This is a genomic window from Clostridium sp. (genome assembly GCF_036646415.1).
In the GTDB taxonomy this organism is placed as follows: domain Bacteria; phylum Bacillota; class Clostridia; order Clostridiales; family Clostridiaceae; genus Clostridium_J.
Map to the genome: position 1 here is coordinate 1 of NZ_JAVXMF010000025.1, position 19193 is coordinate 19193.

Below are 19193 nucleotides of genomic sequence, written 5' to 3' on the forward strand. Positions count from 1 at the left end.
CATGCAAGATGTACTAAAGTGCGATACTTTACCGCACTTGTACAAGCTATTTTCTATTTTTTTTTAGAAGTATTATAGCCTAGAAGTTCAAGATCTACAGTTTCAGTATCACCATCATAAATTACTTTATCTAAATAAATATCTATGAATTGTTTTTGTTGTTCCCTAGTCTTAGATTTTATATTCATACCTTCATTTAAAAATTCTTCAGCTAAATCAATATTATATTTTAAATTAGCTGTTTCAGTATTTTCTTTATTTAATTCTTCTAACTCATTTTTAAATTTAGCAAGCTCACATTTATATGTTTTAATTTTGTCTATTAAAATATCAGCTATACTATCATCCAAGGAAAGCTTATCAACCAGGTTGCTTATTTGTTTTTCCTTATCTTCTATTTGCTTTGATAAGGTTATTTTCCTTATGTTTTTGTCATTACTTATAATTTGTTTGTGCCACGCGGCTTGAAACGTTTTTAAAAAATCTTCTCTTTCATTACATAAATTATCTATCTCATTAATAACAGCAGTTTCTATTTCAGATACTTTAGCATTTTTACACGAGCATAGAGATCCCTTGCTTTTAACCTTCATGCTGCATACATAATAATATGTTGTTTCTCCAGTCTTGGTAGATTTGTGGCCATGTTGAATTTTCATATAACTTTTACAGCTGTTACATCTTATTTTACCTGTTAATAGTGCATTATGAGTCTTTCCTAGTCTTGGGAAAGTATCTTTATTTTTATTAAACTGTTTTTGGACCTTAAGCCAAATCTCAGCATCAATTATCCCTTCTACGGAACTCATTGCAGCTATCCAATTTTCCTTGTTTTGAGTTCTCTTAGAAGTCTTACCATTAAGACTCACAGATTCGGTTTTATTGTAACTTAATAGGCCATGCACTCCATCTGCTTCACCATAAACATTCCAACCATCATCTTTAAGATATGTTATTACCGCTGGTGTAGACTTAACATACACAGGATTCTGGAGTATTAGTTTTAAGGTTGTTTTTTCTAAGAGTATTCCACCATTAGACTTTATACCTTGCTGAGTGAACCACACTTCTGTTTTATGAAGAGATCCTTCTTTAAGATAAGTTTCATAAATAAGTTTTACTAGCTTAAGTTCTTCATGATCCTGTACTAGCTTTACTGCTTTACGTTCCTTTCCTTCGTCATCTAGATATGTAGTGCTTTCACTTTTATAGCCTAGAGGCACTCTGCCACCGCTCCACTTACCGTTCTTCGCAAGTTCTAGCATATTATCTTTAATACGTTCTGCAATAGTCTCACGTTCTAATTGGGCGAATACAGAAGCTATGTATATCATAGCTCTACCCATAGGAGTTGATGTATCAAATTGTTCTTTTATACTTACAAAATCACAGTTACTTGATTGAAGTACTTCTAACGTTGAAGAGAAGTCTGCAACATTCCTACTAATACGATCTAATCTATAACATATTAAAACATCATAGTTTTTAATATTATCCATGAGTTCTTTAAATTTAGGTCTATTTAAATTTCCACCAGAAAAGCCTTCATCTTCATATATTAAAAATTCTAGGTCCTTACCTGCATATTTAGCATTAGCATAATCCTTGCACATTTGAACTTGATTCTCTATAGAATCTCCTACACCTGTGTATTTAGATTTCCTTGAATATATAGCAATTCTCATAACTTACTCCTTGTCCTATTTTATTATCTATTGTAATATTTTTAAATATTGACATCATTTCTATAATATATACATATAAAAACAAAATCCCACCCATTAGGTAGGATAGTTATATTATAGTGTGTGGTTTTTCTTATGTTTTATTATACGTAAATCCATTTCATGAACACCTACAGTCGATTTAACTACATCTAGGTTGCCAGCTAAATCATTTATATTTTCACTACTATTAGTAACTGCAAGTTCTATAATATCAAGTCTATCTGCAACAGTTTTACCATCTTCTAAAAGGTTTCTACCTAGTTGCGCCTGGAAGCTCTGCTGAACTTCACCTACAATTTTAATGTTAGTATCCAACTTTTCAAGTAGTAATGAGTTCTTATCAACTTTGAGGTTTAGTTCCTCAAACTTAGAATTTATTTCTTTTTTAGTTTCTTGGAGTTCACTATACATTTTAGTCATTAGTTCAAATAACTCTGTATTATTATCCATAATATATTATCTCATCTCCTCTTATTACTTATTATTATGTACAAAAACAACTATATTAAAACATCTTAAGTACTGCAAGACAAGGTTCAAAATATACCAAATACTTGTCTACTTCATAGCATGTACCATATTTAGCCTTATAATGCTCAACTACTTCAAATAGAAATTCCTCAGTGACATCCAAGTATTCTGCAAGTTCATATCTACCAGCAACACCTTCTTTATATGCTTGTACTATAGAAGATAGGGGACAAAGTTTTTCATATGCCCAATTACGTGCGATAATCTCTTGTTTAACACTGTTTAATTCTCTAATGTCTATTATATTACCTGAGGTTGTAAAGTGATGTCCTAGTTCTTCTGAAAGGATACAACACTTCTCTGTATTGGTATCTATATTAGAATCTATTATTATTTTCCCTTTGTAGTATAATCCTTTTAAATTATAGAGTAGAGGTATTTCCTCAATTTTGGCAATTCCATCATACTCTATAAGTAGTTCATCATAAGTCATATTATCAATCCTTAAAATAATTATTGTTTTATAAAAAAAAACATGTTACAATTAAGTCAAAACTAGTATATATTTTGCCAATGTGGCATATAATATATTGTGGACCGGGTAGTGGCCCTATTGGACCATGCAGAGATAGATAGTAATATTTATCTCGCCACGGCCCTTTTTTTATTTGAGCCAATTTTTACATAATGTGAATCCTGAATTCTTCATATTAGTATCTTTATACATTTTAGTTCCTAAGCGCTTAGTGATTTTAACCGCTTCTTTGTATAAAGTCTCATCATTTTTACTTTCAAATGCTTTCCATGTGCTTCCTGCTACAAAATCAGCTAATTGAGCACCCAAGCTATATTTTGAGTAAACAATATTTATGCTTGGACAAAACATTGTGCTTGAAAAAGCTTTAAATATATTTTTTTTATTGATAGCCTCTTTATACGCTTTAAATATCATTCTATCCTTACTATCTCCAGCATCCTTTTTGTCTATGAATACGATAATACTATCGGATATTTTTTCACTATACATGTAATTATCCACAAGACTTAATAAATGTTCAAATGATAACTTATATATATCTTTTTGATTTTGTATTATTTTATTGGAGGTAGTAAAGTATTTATCTTGGATACAGCTAAATACCACACATTCAGTAGATACAATAGATTCAAGCACTTTTGATTTAAAGCATTCACGACCTTCATTGTTATTACAAAGTTCGCGACAGTTTAACTGTTGTTTAGAAATTGTGTACTTTATTTCGCCATATAGATCTTTTAAACATTTGGATTTGAATTCTATCTTGGAACCATACTCTAATTCACAAAGTTTATCAGCTTTTATTAAAATAGCTCCTAAAGCAAAGAATCTTGTATTTCCACCTGTAATACAGTATGAATCTTCTGTTTTAAGGTCACACGTACCAGAGTCATCTATATATAGTAAATACATAATTACCTCCAATTAAAAAGGGAGGTAATCAGAATCATTAGTATCTAAAGGGTTTTTACTTGTAACTAATCCAGCATTAAGGAAAATTGATTTTGAACCACAGTATTTGCAATATGCGGATTCTGACGAAAGTAAATGCTGACACTTATAGTTGGAACAGCTATTTATTAAGGGTGAGCCACATCCAGAGCAATAAACCTCAAACACATCATTTTTATCTGAATACTTCCCACAAAGTGAACATTTTGGTAATTTAAAATCTAAAATATTTTCTTCCATATTAATCAATCCTTTCTTATTTTTATAGAATCAAACCAACCCTATATAGTATTCATCCTTTTACCTTGTTGTCAGCATTAGAATGAAAAAAAATATCTACTAATCCTTACTAAATAAAAAATCTATATAATCTTTAATTTTATCAATTTTATCATCAGTTAAATTCTTATCATCAAGGTGTGCTGCTATTGTTTCAACTTTTGTGGAGAACTTCTTAGGTTCTTCTTTAATTTGAGGGGTTCTCGTATCACTATGACCTAATAAGTAATCTACAGATACGTTGAAGTAATCAGCTAGAGTTTTTAATTTATCATAATCTGGTTGCTTACCTTTAGTTTCATAACCAGCAATTGTAGGTCTAGTAACATTTATTACTTCTGAAATTTGTTCTTGGGTTAATCCTTTACTTTCTCTTAATTCTTTTAATCTTTCTCCAAAGGTCATTTATTAACACCTCCATGTCTTTATTTTATTTTATAATGTTCCTTTAATAAACATTTGTGTCTATAATCAACTTTTTTTAAAAAATATATTGACAATGTGCCTATATGGCACTATAATAAATTTATACAGAGTTCCTTTTAGGCACAGAATCGAAAGGCGGTGATAAAATGAGAGCAATATTGAAAAATAGAAGATTGGAAAAAGGGTTCACACATCAAAGTATTGCAAATGCTTTAGGTATAAGTAGAACCACATATACAAATATAGAGTTAGGTTATAAAAACCCTTCTCTTCTATTAGCTATAAAAATAAAAAAATTATTAAAATATAGTAAAGATGATATTTTTTTAAATTCTGAGTGTCGAAAGGGAACTAGTTCCGATAGTGAACAAAATAATAACTAAGTAAATCTGACACAATTTAGTTTACCCAACAGAAAAGAAAATTATAAAACTAGATAGACCAACGCAGCAGTTGTCAATGTTTAGTTAGGAGGATAGGAAGTGAGTAAAGTCGAGTTCGCAATAACTGTAGTATGTCTTTTAAACACAACAATGCTTTTTATAATAACAGCTTGTTTAGATGGGATATATAAGAGAATGAGCAAATCAACTAATTCAATAGAAGAAATTAAATTAATTTGCCCATTATTAGGATTTTCTTTAGGTACCATCTTAGTAGTATTGTTTAAATTGGTTTAACAAAATCACCAATTTTAGGATCTGTAAATGAAAGATGTTTTTCATCACCAACTTTTGGACTGTTATCATCAAAAAAAGGGCTAATTGATGGGCGTAGGGTTATATCTAATTCACTATATTTAGAATACATGTCAGAGGTTATTGTACACATTTTTTCGTGTATAAATGTAGCAATACCAGTACCTTTTACAACTTCTAAATTTCCAAGAGATTTACCAGTATCAGGGTCAATTATTTCTTCACCATCAAGTGAATATACTAAGAACCTTTGATAATCTTTGATACCATCTTCACTACCAGCGTTTATAACTATTTCGGTAGAACTTTTAATTTTTACTATTTTAAAAAATTTTTTCATAATAACCTCCTAAGAACTTAAATTTTTAATTATTTGTTTTGTAATAATTGGTTTTATTATGATTGATTTACGGTTGGTAGCTATAAAATCAATCAAGGAATCTGAGTTAAGTTTAAATGTGGGGTTTGGTAAATATTTAGGCTCTATTTGAACCAAATCATTAGTTTGAACATTAAGAATTATACCGTATGAAATTAAATGTTCAAAACCATCATTTAAATAATAAAAAGATACTATTGAATCTTGGGTTAAAAGTTTGTTAGGTGCACAGAGACAAAGATTATTAATTGTTTTTATTATTCTAATATCACCAGCTATTTCTTTATTATTAAATTTATTTATTAATAATAACCAAAGTAAAAGAAAAGATATTGATAGTGAAATTATGAACATATAAGTTGGTATTTTACTGTCAGGTTGGAATATCCATAATGGAACTGAAAAAAGTAAAGATAAAAATACAGTAATAAAATTATAAGGTGAGTTGATAAAATTTTTGATTTCAGACATATGTATCCTCCTTTCTTAAGGAAATTTTAGCATAACGGAGATATATATGGCAAATAAGTGCAACAAACATAGTGGATGAAAGTATTAGAGTTATAAATAACAAAAGGAGAGGAGAAAATGATAAAGCACTACATCACAAAATATGAAGAAAACAATAAAAAATATGCAGAGGCTTGGATACAAATAAATATTCTAGGTAAAACCTTCTGCATATTAAGAAAGAAAATTGAGATTTAGTTATTTTTTAGTCCAAACATTGCCTGGTTTTTGAGTAGGTGGCAGCCTATCACCAGCGTCAATTTTTATGACTCTAGGGTTACTGACTTTTCCACCACGTGGGCCAACTTCTTTATATGTACCACTTGGTTTATTATCAGTACCTGGTTTAATTAAATTACTCATAGAACCCCCCCTTTTCAACAATATTCTAACATTTATTGGGGGATAAAACAAAAGGAGGATAACAAATGAATAACTTAATGAAATTTGAAAATAAGAATGTAGAGGTATTTGAGTACAAAGGAAATGCTCTATTTAATCCAAGGGATGTAGGGAATGTTTTGGGATTAGATTCTAGAGCAGTAGAAAAACAACTTGAAAGAATGAATAAGAATAAAATAGTAAAACTAACTAATTCCGATACGACAAATAAGGGTATACGAAAATTAAACAACAAAGGTGAACGATTCATAACTGAGAGTGGAGTTTATAAGATGATATTTTCATCTAGGGTTGAAGCTGCTGAAAGATTTCAAGATTGGGTAACAGATGAAGTACTACCACAGATAAGAAGAACAGGAACATATACCGCAATATCTGAACTTAAAGGTCAAGAGAAGATGTTTAGACTGTTAGAAGGCAAGGTAGAAAGCATAGTTAATGATGCAGTGAGAGAAATGGAAGAGAAGTGTTCACAGTTCTACAGACCAGCTAGTAAAGAGAAAAGCAATATATCAACTTATATAAAGAGCAGACTTGGAATAAGCAAGGCTAATGAAGAATATGAGCTAGTTAAGCAAAGAGTGCTTATAAAGCTTAATGCTGAGAAGTGGGAAGATATTCCGGTGGAGACATTAGTTAATTCATTAAATATTGTAGATGAATCTATAAAAGTTATTAAATCTGACAGAAGAGAGAATCAAATATCATTCTTTAGTGCAGTTGATGAAGTGGCTTGTAGTAGATATTAGAGCATAATTAATTTGCAAATAAAAAAAGAGTAACAAAAGATAAGAAAATGAATAGTATAAATTGATTACTATTTAACAAGTGGGGTGGGGGAATGGCTATAAAGGTAAATGTATTTCTTCCAGATAACTTTGATGAACTAAGACAGAGTATGTTGGAATTTCTAGCAAAAGCAACAATTGAAAACCACACACCAGAAGAAATTAATGCAGTGCTTGAAAGTTTGGAGGAGAAGAAAAATGGAGATAAAAGAAAAGGAGCTTGACCAGGAAGAAAAGTTAAATCAAATAATTAGTTTATTTGAGGGAATAAGCCTTCGTGAGTGGAGGATCATAGAGAAACACATAAACATAGAGTTTGAAAATATGGCTCTTGATAACTGGCTAACAAGGGATGTTAGTAAAAATGCATTTAAGAATGCAAGGAAAGAACTAGAGTTAAGTTTTTTATAAGAAGTGGAGGAGATAAAGATGAATAAGGAAGAGGCCAATGAAATTTTAGGACAACAATTTGAACTAATTGCGGAAATATGTAAAACATGTGAGTCTGAACTTATATGTCAAAATATTAGAACTATGTTAGACATATATTCTATTTTGTTTCCTTATCAAGGTTTTCAAGAGTTTGTAAGTGTAGAAACTAAAGAGGAAGATGTAACAGCAGCATTAAAGAGAACTGCTCAAGAAGTACCAGTTCAAGAGCAGTTAATTGAATGTGGTAGTTGTTATAAAGATACTGGATATTTAGCCAAGAAACTTGTGTAGCCAATCGTAGTTACTTTGTGCAAGTAAAGCATGCCACTGTGTGTCTAGTTTAACGACGAAGAGTTTGTCATTAGAGTCTAGTACTGGATATAATCTTTCAAATATTTCTTTAGCGGAAAAAAGAGTATCAATAAACCATGTAGATTCTAGTGGATGGAGGTAAGAATTAAAAGATTTTAATTTATTATAAAGCTCATTGTAATTCTTACCTGGTGTATTTAAATCATAAGAAACTAGGTATACCACAAAAACACCTCCTTTCATCAAGAGATTAACATATTTTACAGAAGTGGACAACTTAACCTACTAAAAGATAATAAATGTATAAAAATGTAAATGGGTTCATGACAATATAAGATAAATTATCCAAGCTGCTCTTCGGAGGGTAAATTATCGGAATGGCTCCAGTGTGAGGGTAAACAAATTTAAGAGGGTGGCAAAATTGGAATTGAATGAACTTAAATTTACTGTTAGTGGAGTGGAAGAAGTTAGGAATAGGATAAGCAGAGTTCAAATGCTAATGAGTGAATTAGAAAAAGAACTCGACTTACTTAAAGAAATGAATATTACTATTGAACCTTTAAAGCATTAGCTAAGAAGGTATTGCCAGCAGTAGTATACATTTCGTCCCAAGAAGAAAATTTAGAGTTTTTAGAAATGTATAAGTTAAATTCATATTCTTGGATAGAGTTTAAATCTTCTTGTGAATTCATTGAATAATTGCCGTTATTAAGGAATTCGCTAAAAGATTGATAGTTTGTGTACTCTGACATGAAAGCATCTGCAAAGAGTGCTGTCAGGGGTATAGAAAATGAAAAATCATCAGACACAAAAACACCTCCTTTCAACAATATATTACCATAAATGAAAGAAGGTGGACAACTTAACCAAAGAATACACTAGCTCATCCAGAGCTAGATATTTTTTACCTAAGAGTGCGAAAAATGCGGTCGAAAATAATAGTTTACAGTAGTTTCCAGTAGTTTAACCTACTAAAAGAAAATAAATGTATAAAAATGTAAATAAACTTAAGACAATATAAGATAAATTATTCAAGCGGCTCTCCGGAGGGTAAAAGTATTCAAGCGATATAGAAAATTAACAGGAGGAAGAAGTAATGAACAAATTAACAGTAATTGACCAAAGGGAACTACTAAACAAAGACTTTAAGATTTATGGGACAATAGATAATCCATTATTCTTAGCAAAGGATGTTGCAGATTGGATAGAGCACAGTCAAGCTGATGTAATGATTAAGAAAGTTGATGATGAAGAAAAGGTACTGAATAGTATTCATACCCTTGGTGGAAATCAAAATGCTTGGTTTCTAACAGAAGATGGATTCTACGAAGTATTAATGCAAAGTAGAAAACCTATAGCTAAGAAGTTTAAAAAAGAAGTTAAGAAAATTCTTAAAGATGTTAGAAAGAATGGAATGTATGCAACTGATGAACTGCTGGACAACCCAGACTTACTTATTCAAGTTGCAACTCAACTTAAGAAAGAAAGGGAAGAGAAAAGATTGTTACAACTTAAAATTCAAGAGGACAAGCCGAAGGTATTATTTGCAGAAGCATTAGAGGTTTCTGATAACACTATTCTAATTGGAGAGTTAGCAAAGCTATTAAGACAGAATGGTGTAGATGTTGGGCAGAACAGGCTATTTGAAAGATTAAGAAGTGAAGGTTACTTAATTAAGAAGAAGGGTGAAAGTTATAACTTACCAACTCAGAGAGCTATGGATCAAGAGTTATTTCAAATAAAAACAAGGACAATAAATAATACAGATGGCAGCATTAGAACAACTAGAACTACAAAGATAACTGGTAAAGGTCAGGTTTATTTTATTAATAAATTTAAGGGGGATTTATAGAATGAAACATTATACTGTTGCGGAAGTAGCAAAAAAATTAAGAGTAAGCGATAACGCTGTTTATGACAGAGTTAGAAGTGGTGAGATTACAAAAGTACCTAACATGGGTAGAATTGTAAGAATACCATCAACTGAACTAAAGAAGTTTAACCGAGGGTGTAGAGAAAGAGATTATTTTACCCATGATGAAAATAAGGTGGAAGTTATTGAAACCCATTTAGGTAAGGTTAGAAAAGTAAAAGGTAAAGATGAATATGTATTAGTAGATTTAGTTAAGGCATTGGGCTTGAAAGATACCTATTCAATAGTAAGAAGAATAGATGGAAAATTACTTAGGGAAATAAATCTTAGGAAGATAGATATTAATGAAGCTAATGATTTAGGACTAACAGCAAATCAAAAAGGATTAATTCTTATTAGCTATAAAGGTATAGAAATCTATTCAAAGAAGAGCAGAAGTAGGCACGCAATAACTTTTAAAACTTTGCTTAAAGAATTAAAAGATAAGGAGGAAGTTAAAGAGGAAATTGAAATTAATACAGAACAGGGTAATTCCAATATTAAAGTTTTTAGTAATAATGAATTTGGAGAAATAAGGATTATCAATAAAGGTAATCAACCTTGGTTTGTGGGAAAAGATGTAGCTGAAACATTAGGTTACCAAAATGGTAGCAAAGCATTAATAGACCATGTTGATGAAGAGGATAAACTCAATAACGAAACGTTATCCAGTTTAGGTCAACGTGGAGGATGGCTAATAAATGAAAGTGGACTATACAGTTTAATATTAAGTTCAAAATTGCCACAAGCAAAAGCCTTTAAAAGATGGGTTACTGATGAAGTGTTACCTACAATAAGAAAAACAGGCGGATATGTTAATAATAATGCAAAATTCGTAGACAACTACTTTGGAACTCTTAGCAAAGATACAAGAGAGATTATACTGGCTGAATTAGAAAGCAAGAACAAAACTTTAATTGCTGAAAGAGTAAAAATAGACAAAGAGCTTTTAGACAACAAAGCTGTTATTGAAAAGATACAAGAAACTTTATAGCTTATGACAAGATAAATTATTCAAGCGGATAGAAAAATGTGAGGAGGAGTAAAGATGAACAACATTGAGATTTTTAATAACGAATATTTTGGAGATATAAGAGTATTTCAGAATTATGGACAACCTTGGTTTTGCTTAACAGATGTATGCAAGATATTAGACATTAAAAATGTAAGTGATTGTAAAAGTAGATTGAATAAAGATGGGGTAGTTACTGCCGACACCATGGATAATCTAGGAAGAACTCAACAAGCGAATTTTATTAATGAGAGTAACCTATATAAAGTTATCTTTCAAAGTAGAAAATCTGAAGCAGAAAAATTTACCGAGTGGGTAACAAACGATGTACTGCCCAGCATAAGAAAACATGGGATGTATGTAAAGGATGAATTATTAGATAATCCCGATTTACTAATAGCAGCAGTAACTAGGTTGAAAGAAGAAAAAGCTGCAAGGCTAGAAGCAGAGAAAAAGATTGAAGCATTAAAACCTAAAGCTGAGTTTTATGATGATGTTGCTGGAAGTAAAGACAGTATAGAAATGGGACACGTTGCAAAGGTGTTAGGCATTAAAGGATTAGGCAGAAATAAACTCTTTGATTTATTAAGACAAGCTAAAGTGTTGGATAGAAGCAATATACCGTATCAATCTTATGTAGACCGAGGTTATTTTAGGGTATTAGAACAAAAGTATGTAGTTCCTAATGGAGAAACTAAGATAAATATTAAGACAATGGTTTTCCAAAAGGGCGTTGACTATATAAGAAATATTATTAAGGAGGAAATGCAAGATGTCATTTGATTTTCTAAAAGAATTAAGAGAAGCAACTACTAAAGAAGAGTTTGAGGAAGTGCTTATAATAGCAACTCAAGACATTAAATTTAATAATGTTGGGTTTAAGAAATTAACAAGGGCTGAGGATTTAATGGCAGTGTGTAGCAGAAGTTTAAATTTGATAAGAGGTGTACATGCATAAAAAGAGACGACCACATTATAGGAGCAAATAAAAATGGCTGCTTAACTGCGGGAACAGTTTTAAGCAACCTAAGATAAATAACTTAAGTGGATTATACCACAAACTAAAATTAGGGGGAAGAGGAATGGCAGAGGAAAAAGTTAAATCAAAAGGGCTTAACATATATCAAAAGCTTCAAAGGGCAAGAGTAGAGCTTCAAAGTAAAGAGTTAAAGAAATCAGGATACAACAAGTATTCAGATTATAAATACTTTGAGTTAGGTGATTTTCTACCATATATTAATGAAATATGTGATGGATTAGGGCTTTACTGTGAGTTTCAATTTACTAAAGAGAATGCAACATTAACAGTATTAGATTCAGAAAAGCCTGGAGATTTAAGAACCTGGTCAACACCAGTTGAAATCGCAACATTAAAAGGTTGTAGCTCAATACAGAATATAGGTGGATCACAAAGCTATGCAAGAAGATATTTATACCTTATGGCTTTTGAGATTGCAGAAGCAGATACAGTTGATGGTGGAGAAATAGACCAAGATGCAGAAGAGGGAAAAGCTAAGATAGCTAAAGCTGCAGTAATGACTATTAAAAAGCTAATAGATGAAACTAGCACAGAAGAGAATAAGTTCTTAGGATGGGCCGGTGTTAGCAATGTTGAAGATATACAAAATTCTATGTTAGGTACTTGTCTCAGCATGCTTAACAAAAAGAAAATAGAAATTGAGGAATTAAGAAAGAAAAAAGAAGAAGAGGAAAACATTGATTTTTAAGGGGGATATGTAAATGAAAGAGATAGTATTAAACAAACAGTTGCCAGTAATCAGTATGAATTTTGAGGATGTTAAAACATCTTTAGTAGATACAATGGAGAAATATAAAGGAATAATAGTTACTGAGGAAGGCCTAAAGGATTGTAAGGCTACTCAAAAGGAATTAGCAGGAGTTAGAAATAAGATTGATACCTATAGGAAAGATATTAAGAAAGAAATGTCCAAGCCTATTGTAGCATTTGAGGATCAATGTAAAGAGTTAGTTAAACTTATAGAAGCTGCAGAACAACCCATTAAAGATGGTATTTTAGTCTTTGATAATAAGAGGAGAGAAGAAAAGAAAGTTAAGGCTATGGAGCTAATAGATGAATGTGTAAAGGATTATGGGTTAGATGAAAAGTATGCTAGTAGATTAACTGTGCTAGATAAATACTTAAACCTTAATGGAAGTGTTAAGGGTGTTAGAGAGGATATAGAGTTAAGGGGAAATATGCTTAAGAATGAACAGGGTATGGAAAAAGCTAAAGCAGAAATGCTTAAAGGAACTATAGAAACTACACTAGAGAGTGCAAACAAGACTATAAAAACACCATTGAAATATGAGGATTTCCAAAGGTATATAGATTTAGGATGGGATGCAGTAAGAATTATTAAAGAGATAAATGATAGGGCTGAGCTTATTAGAGAGGCAGAGAAACCTAAGGAAGAATCAAAGCCAGTTGAAGAGATAAAGCCTCAGGTGTCTATACCAGTGGATATTGTAGCACCAATAGAAATACCTGTAGAAACTAAAACATATGAACCTTTATATTTCGTAGATATAAAAGTAATTCATGATAAGGAAAACATATCTAAGCTAAGTCAATTCTTAAAAGATAATGGGTATGAGTACATTGTTAATGATAAAGGAAGGCAAAAATAGAAAAACTGGAGGTGTAGCTAATGTACAAATTAGAAATGGACCTTAGAGCAAATGATGGAAAGGTAGTTTCAATTAGTGAATCTGGCGGTCATGTAGAGATATTAGTTGAGGATGCAGATATTGAAACAACAATAAAGTTAAGCTATGAGCAGTGGAATGATTTAGAGGAGTCTCTGAGAGAACAGTGGGGATACAAGACTTTTGAAAATATTAGTGACAAGTAGGTGAATTAAATGGCAGGTTGGCAAAAGGTTTATAGAGATATTCAAAAACATTGGTTATGGGAAGATAAACCTTTTAGCAGAGGTCAAGCTTTCATAGATCTTATCCTATTAGTTAATCATCAAGATGGGAAAATCTTATTTGAAGGTGACCTAGTAGAAGTTAAAAGAGGGTCAAGAATTACTTCACTAAGAAAGCTAGGTGAGGCATGGGGATGGAGTTCTAAAAAAGTTAAAAAGTTTTTAGAACAATTAGAAAAAGATAAGATGATTTCTTATAAAAGTGACAATAAGAAAACACTTGTAACCATTGAAAACTATAGCCTTTACCAAGATGTAGGAAACACAGAAGAAACACAGGAGAAACAGGAAGGAAACAGTGAGGAAACAGTGAAGCATTTCAGAGGAAATTCAGAGGAATTTCAGAGGAAAACAAACAAGAAGGATAAAGAATATATAAAGAATGAGGAAGAAGAAAAAGAATGTAAACAAGGGGAAGAAGGGGAAGAAATAGTCCCTTCACATCCACATCTATCCTTTTCTACTCCATACCATGAAGTTATTTATAACCAATGGGGAGAGATAACTTATAAGACTTGGTTTACTACTACAGAAATAGAAGATAAGGATAGTGAGATATTTGTTAAATCTAACTCAGACTTTATGGTAGATATAATTAATCAAAAGTTTAAGAAAAGTTTAGACATATTGTTTAGTAAATCAGTAACAGCAATCTTAAAAGAATAGGAGAGTGAATCATGAAGAATCCAAAGAAACTGAGTTATAATCAAAAACAATTTTTAAGTAGCCAGGGATTAGATCCAAAGGATTATTTAATAGAAAGGTCAGAGGCTGATAGCTATACATTTTATAACGTAAAAACAGAGCAGTTAGTAACAATTAGAAGATAGAGGAGGAAGAAAGATGATAACAAACACATTATTAGGATTAGGAACGATTTTAGGGTTAATGGGGTATGTAAGCATTAAAAAGCAAATCAAAGTTGTTAGGGAAGAGAATAAGGCATATTGGGATAGCATTGAATGCTCTACAAGAGTACACGCTAATGGAGTTATAAGAGCAATTGAAGAAAAAGGACAGTTTAATGAAAATGCATTAGGTCAATTAGCTGAAAATATAAAAGTAGTTGATATAGGAATAAATATGATTAGAAAAAGAGATTTTACATTAGGAGAAGATCTGGGTAGATTGTCAACGAATACAGATAAAATTAAAGCTGCAGTATCTGAATGTATGATGTGTTTGGAAAAGCAAATAGGTACAAGCAAAGAAGAAATTAGCAAGACTATAAAAGATGAATCTGCTAAAAATCTGTATCTGCACATTAAAGCAATAAAATAAAAGGGAGGCAGAGCAATGAATAAAGTTGTTTTAATCGGGAGATTAACCAAAAATCCAGAGCTTAACTTTACATCAGGCACAGGTAATGCAGTTTGTAAATTTACAATAGCAGTGAATAGAAGGTTTAAGAAAGAAGGACAACCTGAAGCTGATTTTATACCTGTAGTAGTATGGGGTAAACAAGCTGAGAGTACTGCTAACTACATGAAAAAGGGTAGTCTATTAAGTGTAGCAGGTAGAATTGAAACTCGTTCATATGAGGCAACTGATGGTAGTAGAAGGTATGTTACTGAGGTTATTGCTGATGAAGTAAGTTTCTTAGAATATGGCAATAAGAATGAAGGACAGAGCAACAATGATTATATACCAGTAGATGATGATGACAATTCTATGCCATTCTAAATAAATATTAAGGAGGATTAAGTACATGGAAAAAATGATTAATTTAGAAACCTTTGCTAGTGGAGCATTAGCAGAAAGAATGGACCAGGCATTAAAAGAGGTGTTAGAGAATATTGCAGATAAAAACACAGATAGTAAACCTAAGAGAAAGTTAACTCTAGAAATGACCTTTGCTTCAGATGAAGAGAGGGAGTTAACAGAAGTAACAATAGCAGCTAAAACAAAGCTGGCTCCAAGAAGTTCAATAGCAACTAAGATTTTAATAGATAAGGATCTAAATGGAGAAGTTTTAGGAACTGAATTTAAGAAGCAAGTTAAGGGACAAACCTACATGAAGGTTGATGATGAAACTGGAGAAGTATTTATGGGGGGAACTGGTGAAGTAATAAATAATGAAAATGAGTTAGCTGGATTACAAATAGTAAAATAATAAATTTGGGAGGTATGTAAAATGATAAGTGAAGGATTAAAAGGTGCAATTGAATTATTAATAGGGGAAGGAGAAAACAAGTATATCAAAGAGGAGATAGGCGGAGCTGTCTATACTAATAAAAGGTTAGATAGAATTGAAATACCTACAGCAAGTCCAATTAATACTACTACATTAACATCAATAATAGATTACATCCAGGAGAATGTAGATGGTATTAAAGATAGTAACATAATAGTACATGTTATGAGCTATGAAAAGGTAAGCATTAAGACGGAATTAAACTCAGACAAAAGAAGAGAATGTGTAATGATAGCTGAGGCATTAACACCAAGCATTGTAACAGATAGGTTCATTGATCCAGAGAAATTTAATATTATGCTTCAAAGCTCGTTTGAAGAAAATGAAGATAGAAACAAGCTGCTAAAAGTAAGTGGAAATATTAAAGAAGAGAATGTCAAGTCTGTTGGTGATGATGGAGTAAGTCAAAGTGCTGCTATCAAAGTTGGAGTAGCAAGTGTAGCAGAGGTAGTTATACCTAATCCGGTTATATTAGCACCATTTAGGACATTCCCAGAGGTTGAACAGCCACAAAGTAAGTTTATATTCCGTATGCAAACAGGCCCACAGTGTGCACTCTATGAGGCTGATGGAGGCGCATGGAGAAACGTAGCCATGGAAAGTATAAAGGAATATTTGAAAGCAAGGCTAGAAGGATTAGAGAATGTAAAGATAATATCTTAGTCTAGGAAGAGGATCATGTGGGGGCACTACTACAGGGTGGTGTTCTCATATGATATTCAAATAATAATGGGCTATTAATAATCTGTAGAAATGAAGGGATGAAGTTCTGATGGCAAATAGAAATGGATATATACAAGTGATTGAGTTTCAACAATCATTTCCAACTATGAATTTAGATAGAATGGAGAATAATCCAAAGGACTATGACATGCAAATGATTGTTGTCTACACGCTTGAAACTGAGAATGGATATAAGGTTAAAAAGGTAGGTAAGACTTATAAAAAAGGAACTAAAGTAACTTATGAGCCTTTTAAATCTCAAGAGGATGTAAAGGAATATAAGGATATATTAACAACAATGCTTGATAAATTTAATAGTAAATACAACACTAATCACTTTTGGCAGTAGTTTGCAGTCTGTAGATAAAACGAAATAAATAAAATAGGAGTAATACTAGTTAAAATGTGAGTACTCACCTCCTGACGAGGAGGAAAAATGAAAATATTAAGTTGTGGAGCGGGAATGCAAAGTACAGCATTAGCATTAATGAGTTGTGAAAAGAAGAAATATGGAGATGATATATATCCAGAAGTACCAATCTATGATGCAATATTATTTTGTGATCTAGGAGAAGAACCTAGATGGGTATATGACCAGGTTTATTTTATCCAGTGTGCTTGTGAAGATGTGGGAATACCTTTTTATGTATTAGAGAGTAATCTTCATTCTCACTATGTTGAGAATTTTGGAAAAGCTAGAGTAGTAAGCATTCCTTTTTGGACTATTGATGAAAGTGGTAAGAAAGGTAAAATGATGAGAAATTGCACTTTAGATTACAAAATAAATGTAATGCAAAAGTTTATTAGATCAAATTTACTAGGTTATAAAAAGGGACAACATACTAGGAGTGAGGACTTAAAAGCTCATGAGATGCATTTAGGTTTTTCGGTTGAAGAGAAACATAGGTGTAAAGATAATCCACACAAGATGTTCGTTAATAAGTTTCTTTTATGTGACATGAACCTAGAGAGAAAAGATAATTATGCTTATATAAAAGATGTTTGGGGCTTGGAAACTAAAGCAAGTGCATGTACATTTTGCCCTTTTCATAGAAATTATTTTTTTAAACATTTAAAAGCAAATTATCAAGAAGAATATATAAAGTTAATTGAGTTTGATGATTTATTAGAAATAGGACAACCTAATACAAAAATTAGAAGTAAATTATATATTTCTAGAAGTAGAAAAAGAATTAAAGATCTTAACGAAGATGATTTCAATGATAAAGAAACTTTTGACTATAAAGGTGAACAAATTTGGAATGGTTTTTAGTTCACAATTCAAGGAATAGACGAAGGAGGGAGGGTGATTAAATGATACTTGCAATAGATCCAGGGAATGAAGAAAGTGGATATGTCCTACTAGATGATAAATTAAAACCTATTGAATGTGGTAAGTATGTAAATGAAAATATAAGACAAGAGTTGAGACGGAATATTAAGAAGTATGGATATGAATTAAATATAGTAATAGAGATGGTAGCTTGCTATGGAATGGCAGTTGGAGCATCTGTATTTGATACTTGTGTATGGATAGGTAGATTTAAAGAAATGTCAGAAGGATATAACATGAATGTAACTTATATTTATAGAAAAGATGAAAAGATGAATTTATGTGGGAGTATGAAGGCTAAGGACAGTAATATAGTACAGGCATTGATAGATAGATTCGCACCTAATACACCTAATAAAGGTAAGGGTAGTAAGAAAGAGCCAGGTTGGTTTTATGGATTTAAGTCTGACATATGGGCTGCATATGCTGTAGCAATTACTTATAATGATTTATATTTAAATAATTAATGGGAATTAGGGGGAAATAATCATGAAGATATATAGTAAGCCAGGAACATTAAATGAAGCAGAAAGGTTAGATATAGCCAGGCTATTAATAAAGGCAGGCTATACAGTAAAGCTAGGAAAAGATAAGGTGCCAGGGAAGAGTACTTATATACATCATATAGAATACTGGGAGCAGAAGGGGGAGGCTTAATTGGATAAAGAACAGTTAAAGCAAATTAGATATATTAAATCTGAAATATATCTAATTGAAAATCAAATAGATAATATAGAACCTACAATGGTTACAGATAAGGTTACAGGATCAAGTTCACATTTTCCTTATGTACAAAGAAGTTTTACCTTAGAAGGAATAGATACAGAGGATTGTGAAAGAAGGGCTAGAAGGTTACAAAGAAAATTGATTAAGAGAAAAGAAAAGTTATTGCAATTACAGGAAGAAGCCAATGAGTTCATAAGCAATGTTGAGGATAGCTTAGTAAGGCAAGCAATAACACTTAAATATATAGATGGAATGTCATGGGAGAATATAGCTAGGAAAATGGGAAGCAATACAACACCAGACAGTATAAGAATGGCAGTAAATAGATATATGAAGTCATAAAGTTGTTCGCTTGGTTCGTTTTATATATGTTAATATGTATATAGGAACAACTGGATTTCCCCAAAGTCCCCCATGATAAACCCTAAA

The 19193-nt window shown here is 31.5% G+C and carries 36 protein-coding genes; 25 read left to right on the forward strand and 11 right to left on the reverse strand.

Annotation, left to right across the window (positions count from 1 at the left end):
• Positions 1 to 53 precede the first annotated feature (53 nt).
• The 6 genes from RSD37_RS13715 to RSD37_RS13740 all read right to left on the reverse strand — a co-directional run bounded on the left by RSD37_RS13715 (position 54) and on the right by RSD37_RS13740 (position 4371).
• The gene (locus tag RSD37_RS13715) at positions 54 to 1685 is read right to left on the reverse strand and encodes a recombinase family protein (RefSeq protein ID WP_346947310.1); all 1632 of its coding nucleotides are present in this window, start codon (positions 1683 to 1685) and stop codon (positions 54 to 56) included.
• Between the two features lie 114 nt (positions 1686 to 1799).
• Positions 1800 to 2177, reverse strand: coding sequence for a hypothetical protein (locus RSD37_RS13720; protein ID WP_346947311.1), 378 nt, complete (start codon positions 2175 to 2177; stop codon positions 1800 to 1802).
• A gap of 55 nt (positions 2178 to 2232) precedes the next feature.
• Positions 2233 to 2691, reverse strand: a complete 459-nt coding sequence (locus tag RSD37_RS13725) for a hypothetical protein (RefSeq protein WP_346947312.1) — start codon at positions 2689 to 2691, stop codon at positions 2233 to 2235.
• Positions 2692 to 2862: 171 nt separating this feature from the next.
• Entirely contained in the window at positions 2863 to 3648 is a 786-nt protein-coding gene (locus RSD37_RS13730; RefSeq protein WP_346947313.1) for a DUF3800 domain-containing protein, read from the reverse strand.
• Between the two features lie 12 nt (positions 3649 to 3660).
• The gene (locus RSD37_RS13735; protein WP_346947314.1) at positions 3661 to 3927 is read right to left on the reverse strand and encodes a hypothetical protein; all 267 of its coding nucleotides are present in this window, start codon (positions 3925 to 3927) and stop codon (positions 3661 to 3663) included.
• Between the two features lie 99 nt (positions 3928 to 4026).
• The gene (locus tag RSD37_RS13740; RefSeq protein WP_346947315.1) at positions 4027 to 4371 is read right to left on the reverse strand and encodes a helix-turn-helix transcriptional regulator; all 345 of its coding nucleotides are present in this window, start codon (positions 4369 to 4371) and stop codon (positions 4027 to 4029) included.
• Positions 4372 to 4538: 167 nt separating this feature from the next.
• On the opposite strand from RSD37_RS13740, the gene RSD37_RS13745 reads away from it, so the two are divergent.
• Together RSD37_RS13745 and RSD37_RS13750 are read left to right on the forward strand one after the other, a co-directional pair.
• The gene (locus RSD37_RS13745; protein WP_346947316.1) at positions 4539 to 4775 is read left to right on the forward strand and encodes a helix-turn-helix domain-containing protein; all 237 of its coding nucleotides are present in this window, start codon (positions 4539 to 4541) and stop codon (positions 4773 to 4775) included.
• Between the two features lie 99 nt (positions 4776 to 4874).
• Positions 4875 to 5072 carry a hypothetical protein gene (locus RSD37_RS13750; protein WP_346947317.1) on the forward strand — a complete coding sequence of 66 codons (198 nt, stop codon included), beginning with the start codon at positions 4875 to 4877 and terminating at the stop codon, positions 5070 to 5072.
• On the opposite strand, the gene RSD37_RS13755 is transcribed toward RSD37_RS13750, so the two are convergent.
• The 3 genes from RSD37_RS13755 to RSD37_RS13765 form a co-directional block, all read right to left on the reverse strand.
• Positions 5059 to 5430: a hypothetical protein gene (locus RSD37_RS13755; RefSeq protein ID WP_346947318.1), complete on the reverse strand. Its 372-nt coding sequence runs from the start codon at positions 5428 to 5430 to the stop codon at positions 5059 to 5061. The two genes, RSD37_RS13750 and RSD37_RS13755, sit on opposite strands and share 14 nt — an antisense overlap.
• Positions 5431 to 5439: 9 nt before the next feature.
• A complete protein-coding gene (locus RSD37_RS13760; protein WP_346947319.1) occupies positions 5440 to 5940 on the reverse strand; it encodes a hypothetical protein in 501 nt (166 codons plus the stop codon).
• A gap of 237 nt (positions 5941 to 6177) precedes the next feature.
• Complete coding sequence (locus RSD37_RS13765) at positions 6178 to 6342, reverse strand: YjzC family protein (protein WP_346947320.1); 165 nt, start codon at positions 6340 to 6342, stop codon at positions 6178 to 6180.
• Between the two features lie 65 nt (positions 6343 to 6407).
• Here RSD37_RS13765 and RSD37_RS13770 point away from each other — a divergent pair, with 65 nt between their 5' ends.
• The 4 genes from RSD37_RS13770 (at position 6408) to RSD37_RS13785 (ending at position 7892) form a co-directional block, all read left to right on the forward strand.
• Entirely contained in the window at positions 6408 to 7130 is a 723-nt protein-coding gene (locus RSD37_RS13770; RefSeq protein WP_346947321.1) for a BRO family protein, read from the forward strand.
• 92 nt (positions 7131 to 7222) lie between these two features.
• The gene (locus RSD37_RS13775) at positions 7223 to 7393 is read left to right on the forward strand and encodes a hypothetical protein (RefSeq protein WP_346947322.1); all 171 of its coding nucleotides are present in this window, start codon (positions 7223 to 7225) and stop codon (positions 7391 to 7393) included.
• Positions 7368 to 7580, forward strand: coding sequence for a hypothetical protein (locus RSD37_RS13780; RefSeq protein WP_346947323.1), 213 nt, complete (start codon positions 7368 to 7370; stop codon positions 7578 to 7580). Before RSD37_RS13775 ends, RSD37_RS13780 begins: the two co-directional genes overlap by 26 nt.
• 18 nt (positions 7581 to 7598) lie before the next feature.
• A complete protein-coding gene (locus RSD37_RS13785) occupies positions 7599 to 7892 on the forward strand; it encodes a hypothetical protein (RefSeq protein ID WP_346947324.1) in 294 nt (97 codons plus the stop codon).
• Here the strand turns inward: RSD37_RS13785 and RSD37_RS13790 are convergent.
• The gene (locus RSD37_RS13790; protein ID WP_346947325.1) at positions 7872 to 8138 is read right to left on the reverse strand and encodes a hypothetical protein; all 267 of its coding nucleotides are present in this window, start codon (positions 8136 to 8138) and stop codon (positions 7872 to 7874) included. The two genes, RSD37_RS13785 and RSD37_RS13790, sit on opposite strands and share 21 nt — an antisense overlap.
• 196 nt (positions 8139 to 8334) lie before the next feature.
• On the opposite strand from RSD37_RS13790, the gene RSD37_RS13795 reads away from it, so the two are divergent.
• Complete coding sequence (locus tag RSD37_RS13795) at positions 8335 to 8484, forward strand: hypothetical protein (RefSeq protein ID WP_346947326.1); 150 nt, start codon at positions 8335 to 8337, stop codon at positions 8482 to 8484.
• Here RSD37_RS13795 and RSD37_RS13800 read toward each other — a convergent pair.
• Complete coding sequence (locus RSD37_RS13800) at positions 8462 to 8722, reverse strand: hypothetical protein (protein WP_346947327.1); 261 nt, start codon at positions 8720 to 8722, stop codon at positions 8462 to 8464. The two genes, RSD37_RS13795 and RSD37_RS13800, sit on opposite strands and share 23 nt — an antisense overlap.
• A gap of 287 nt (positions 8723 to 9009) precedes the next feature.
• On the opposite strand from RSD37_RS13800, the gene RSD37_RS13805 reads away from it, so the two are divergent.
• The 18 genes from RSD37_RS13805 (at position 9010) to RSD37_RS13890 (ending at position 19106) form a co-directional block, all read left to right on the forward strand.
• Positions 9010 to 9765 carry a phage antirepressor KilAC domain-containing protein gene (locus RSD37_RS13805; protein WP_346947328.1) on the forward strand — a complete coding sequence of 252 codons (756 nt, stop codon included), beginning with the start codon at positions 9010 to 9012 and terminating at the stop codon, positions 9763 to 9765.
• Between the two features lies 1 nt (position 9766).
• On the forward strand, positions 9767 to 10819 hold the full coding sequence (locus tag RSD37_RS13810) for a BRO family protein (protein ID WP_346947329.1): 1053 nt from the start codon (positions 9767 to 9769) through the stop codon (positions 10817 to 10819).
• A 54-nt stretch (positions 10820 to 10873) separates the two neighbouring features.
• The gene (locus tag RSD37_RS13815; RefSeq protein ID WP_346947330.1) at positions 10874 to 11620 is read left to right on the forward strand and encodes a phage antirepressor; all 747 of its coding nucleotides are present in this window, start codon (positions 10874 to 10876) and stop codon (positions 11618 to 11620) included.
• Positions 11610 to 11795 (forward strand): hypothetical protein, encoded by a 186-nt coding sequence (locus RSD37_RS13820; protein ID WP_346947331.1) that lies wholly within the window; start codon positions 11610 to 11612, stop codon positions 11793 to 11795. Before RSD37_RS13815 ends, RSD37_RS13820 begins: the two co-directional genes overlap by 11 nt.
• Positions 11796 to 11919: 124 nt before the next feature.
• Positions 11920 to 12564 carry an ERF family protein gene (locus RSD37_RS13825; protein WP_346947332.1) on the forward strand — a complete coding sequence of 215 codons (645 nt, stop codon included), beginning with the start codon at positions 11920 to 11922 and terminating at the stop codon, positions 12562 to 12564.
• A 13-nt stretch (positions 12565 to 12577) separates the two neighbouring features.
• Positions 12578 to 13486, forward strand: a complete 909-nt coding sequence (locus RSD37_RS13830; protein ID WP_346947333.1) for a DUF1351 domain-containing protein — start codon at positions 12578 to 12580, stop codon at positions 13484 to 13486.
• Positions 13487 to 13506: 20 nt separating this feature from the next.
• Positions 13507 to 13710 carry a hypothetical protein gene (locus RSD37_RS13835; protein WP_346947334.1) on the forward strand — a complete coding sequence of 68 codons (204 nt, stop codon included), beginning with the start codon at positions 13507 to 13509 and terminating at the stop codon, positions 13708 to 13710.
• 9 nt (positions 13711 to 13719) lie between these two features.
• Entirely contained in the window at positions 13720 to 14454 is a 735-nt protein-coding gene (locus RSD37_RS13840) for a hypothetical protein (RefSeq protein WP_346947335.1), read from the forward strand.
• Positions 14455 to 14465: 11 nt separating this feature from the next.
• On the forward strand, positions 14466 to 14618 hold the full coding sequence (locus RSD37_RS13845) for a hypothetical protein (protein ID WP_346947336.1): 153 nt from the start codon (positions 14466 to 14468) through the stop codon (positions 14616 to 14618).
• Between the two features lie 13 nt (positions 14619 to 14631).
• Positions 14632 to 15069, forward strand: coding sequence for a hypothetical protein (locus RSD37_RS13850; RefSeq protein ID WP_346947337.1), 438 nt, complete (start codon positions 14632 to 14634; stop codon positions 15067 to 15069).
• 15 nt (positions 15070 to 15084) lie between these two features.
• A complete protein-coding gene (locus RSD37_RS13855) occupies positions 15085 to 15471 on the forward strand; it encodes a single-stranded DNA-binding protein (protein WP_346947338.1) in 387 nt (128 codons plus the stop codon).
• Positions 15472 to 15496: 25 nt separating this feature from the next.
• Complete coding sequence (locus tag RSD37_RS13860; protein WP_346947339.1) at positions 15497 to 15901, forward strand: replication terminator protein; 405 nt, start codon at positions 15497 to 15499, stop codon at positions 15899 to 15901.
• Positions 15902 to 15922: 21 nt separating this feature from the next.
• On the forward strand, positions 15923 to 16645 hold the full coding sequence (locus RSD37_RS13865; protein ID WP_346947340.1) for a hypothetical protein: 723 nt from the start codon (positions 15923 to 15925) through the stop codon (positions 16643 to 16645).
• 109 nt (positions 16646 to 16754) lie between these two features.
• Positions 16755 to 17054, forward strand: a complete 300-nt coding sequence (locus RSD37_RS13870; protein ID WP_346947341.1) for a hypothetical protein — start codon at positions 16755 to 16757, stop codon at positions 17052 to 17054.
• Positions 17055 to 17141: 87 nt separating this feature from the next.
• Positions 17142 to 17978, forward strand: a complete 837-nt coding sequence (locus tag RSD37_RS13875) for a hypothetical protein (protein WP_346947342.1) — start codon at positions 17142 to 17144, stop codon at positions 17976 to 17978.
• A 41-nt stretch (positions 17979 to 18019) separates the two neighbouring features.
• Complete coding sequence (locus tag RSD37_RS13880; RefSeq protein ID WP_346947343.1) at positions 18020 to 18505, forward strand: hypothetical protein; 486 nt, start codon at positions 18020 to 18022, stop codon at positions 18503 to 18505.
• A gap of 22 nt (positions 18506 to 18527) precedes the next feature.
• The gene (locus tag RSD37_RS13885) at positions 18528 to 18695 is read left to right on the forward strand and encodes a resolvase (protein ID WP_346947344.1); all 168 of its coding nucleotides are present in this window, start codon (positions 18528 to 18530) and stop codon (positions 18693 to 18695) included.
• Positions 18696 to 19106 (forward strand): RNA polymerase subunit sigma-24, encoded by a 411-nt coding sequence (locus tag RSD37_RS13890; protein ID WP_346947345.1) that lies wholly within the window; start codon positions 18696 to 18698, stop codon positions 19104 to 19106.
• Positions 19107 to 19193: the final 87 nt, after the last annotated feature.

Excerpts from the sequence above, each read along its gene's own strand:
- RSD37_RS13740 (WP_346947315.1), bottom strand. The coding sequence starts at position 4,371 with ATGACCTTTGGAGAAAGATTAAAAGAATTAAGAGAAAGTAAAGGATTA.
- RSD37_RS13880 (WP_346947343.1), top strand. The coding sequence starts at position 18,020 with ATGATACTTGCAATAGATCCAGGGAATGAAGAAAGTGGATATGTCCTA.
- RSD37_RS13720 (WP_346947311.1), bottom strand. The coding sequence starts at position 2,177 with ATGGATAATAATACAGAGTTATTTGAACTAATGACTAAAATGTATAGT.
- RSD37_RS13775 (WP_346947322.1), top strand. The coding sequence starts at position 7,223 with ATGGCTATAAAGGTAAATGTATTTCTTCCAGATAACTTTGATGAACTA.
- RSD37_RS13820 (WP_346947331.1), top strand. The coding sequence starts at position 11,610 with ATGTCATTTGATTTTCTAAAAGAATTAAGAGAAGCAACTACTAAAGAA.
- RSD37_RS13830 (WP_346947333.1), top strand. The coding sequence starts at position 12,578 with ATGAAAGAGATAGTATTAAACAAACAGTTGCCAGTAATCAGTATGAAT.
- RSD37_RS13815 (WP_346947330.1), top strand. The coding sequence starts at position 10,874 with ATGAACAACATTGAGATTTTTAATAACGAATATTTTGGAGATATAAGA.
- RSD37_RS13805 (WP_346947328.1), top strand. The coding sequence starts at position 9,010 with ATGAACAAATTAACAGTAATTGACCAAAGGGAACTACTAAACAAAGAC.
- RSD37_RS13730 (WP_346947313.1), bottom strand. The coding sequence starts at position 3,648 with ATGTATTTACTATATATAGATGACTCTGGTACGTGTGACCTTAAAACA.
- RSD37_RS13810 (WP_346947329.1), top strand. The coding sequence starts at position 9,767 with ATGAAACATTATACTGTTGCGGAAGTAGCAAAAAAATTAAGAGTAAGC.
- RSD37_RS13845 (WP_346947336.1), top strand. The coding sequence starts at position 14,466 with ATGAAGAATCCAAAGAAACTGAGTTATAATCAAAAACAATTTTTAAGT.
- RSD37_RS13875 (WP_346947342.1), top strand. The coding sequence starts at position 17,142 with ATGAAAATATTAAGTTGTGGAGCGGGAATGCAAAGTACAGCATTAGCA.
- RSD37_RS13745 (WP_346947316.1), top strand. The coding sequence starts at position 4,539 with ATGAGAGCAATATTGAAAAATAGAAGATTGGAAAAAGGGTTCACACAT.
- RSD37_RS13850 (WP_346947337.1), top strand. The coding sequence starts at position 14,632 with ATGATAACAAACACATTATTAGGATTAGGAACGATTTTAGGGTTAATG.
- RSD37_RS13735 (WP_346947314.1), bottom strand. The coding sequence starts at position 3,927 with ATGGAAGAAAATATTTTAGATTTTAAATTACCAAAATGTTCACTTTGT.
- RSD37_RS13780 (WP_346947323.1), top strand. The coding sequence starts at position 7,368 with ATGGAGATAAAAGAAAAGGAGCTTGACCAGGAAGAAAAGTTAAATCAA.
- RSD37_RS13765 (WP_346947320.1), bottom strand. The coding sequence starts at position 6,342 with ATGAGTAATTTAATTAAACCAGGTACTGATAATAAACCAAGTGGTACA.
- RSD37_RS13785 (WP_346947324.1), top strand. The coding sequence starts at position 7,599 with ATGAATAAGGAAGAGGCCAATGAAATTTTAGGACAACAATTTGAACTA.
- RSD37_RS13885 (WP_346947344.1), top strand. The coding sequence starts at position 18,528 with ATGAAGATATATAGTAAGCCAGGAACATTAAATGAAGCAGAAAGGTTA.
- RSD37_RS13755 (WP_346947318.1), bottom strand. The coding sequence starts at position 5,430 with ATGAAAAAATTTTTTAAAATAGTAAAAATTAAAAGTTCTACCGAAATA.
- RSD37_RS13840 (WP_346947335.1), top strand. The coding sequence starts at position 13,720 with ATGGCAGGTTGGCAAAAGGTTTATAGAGATATTCAAAAACATTGGTTA.
- RSD37_RS13715 (WP_346947310.1), bottom strand. The coding sequence starts at position 1,685 with ATGAGAATTGCTATATATTCAAGGAAATCTAAATACACAGGTGTAGGA.
- RSD37_RS13860 (WP_346947339.1), top strand. The coding sequence starts at position 15,497 with ATGGAAAAAATGATTAATTTAGAAACCTTTGCTAGTGGAGCATTAGCA.
- RSD37_RS13865 (WP_346947340.1), top strand. The coding sequence starts at position 15,923 with ATGATAAGTGAAGGATTAAAAGGTGCAATTGAATTATTAATAGGGGAA.
- RSD37_RS13870 (WP_346947341.1), top strand. The coding sequence starts at position 16,755 with ATGGCAAATAGAAATGGATATATACAAGTGATTGAGTTTCAACAATCA.
- RSD37_RS13725 (WP_346947312.1), bottom strand. The coding sequence starts at position 2,691 with ATGACTTATGATGAACTACTTATAGAGTATGATGGAATTGCCAAAATT.
- RSD37_RS13825 (WP_346947332.1), top strand. The coding sequence starts at position 11,920 with ATGGCAGAGGAAAAAGTTAAATCAAAAGGGCTTAACATATATCAAAAG.
- RSD37_RS13770 (WP_346947321.1), top strand. The coding sequence starts at position 6,408 with ATGAATAACTTAATGAAATTTGAAAATAAGAATGTAGAGGTATTTGAG.
- RSD37_RS13835 (WP_346947334.1), top strand. The coding sequence starts at position 13,507 with ATGTACAAATTAGAAATGGACCTTAGAGCAAATGATGGAAAGGTAGTT.
- RSD37_RS13760 (WP_346947319.1), bottom strand. The coding sequence starts at position 5,940 with ATGTCTGAAATCAAAAATTTTATCAACTCACCTTATAATTTTATTACT.
- RSD37_RS13855 (WP_346947338.1), top strand. The coding sequence starts at position 15,085 with ATGAATAAAGTTGTTTTAATCGGGAGATTAACCAAAAATCCAGAGCTT.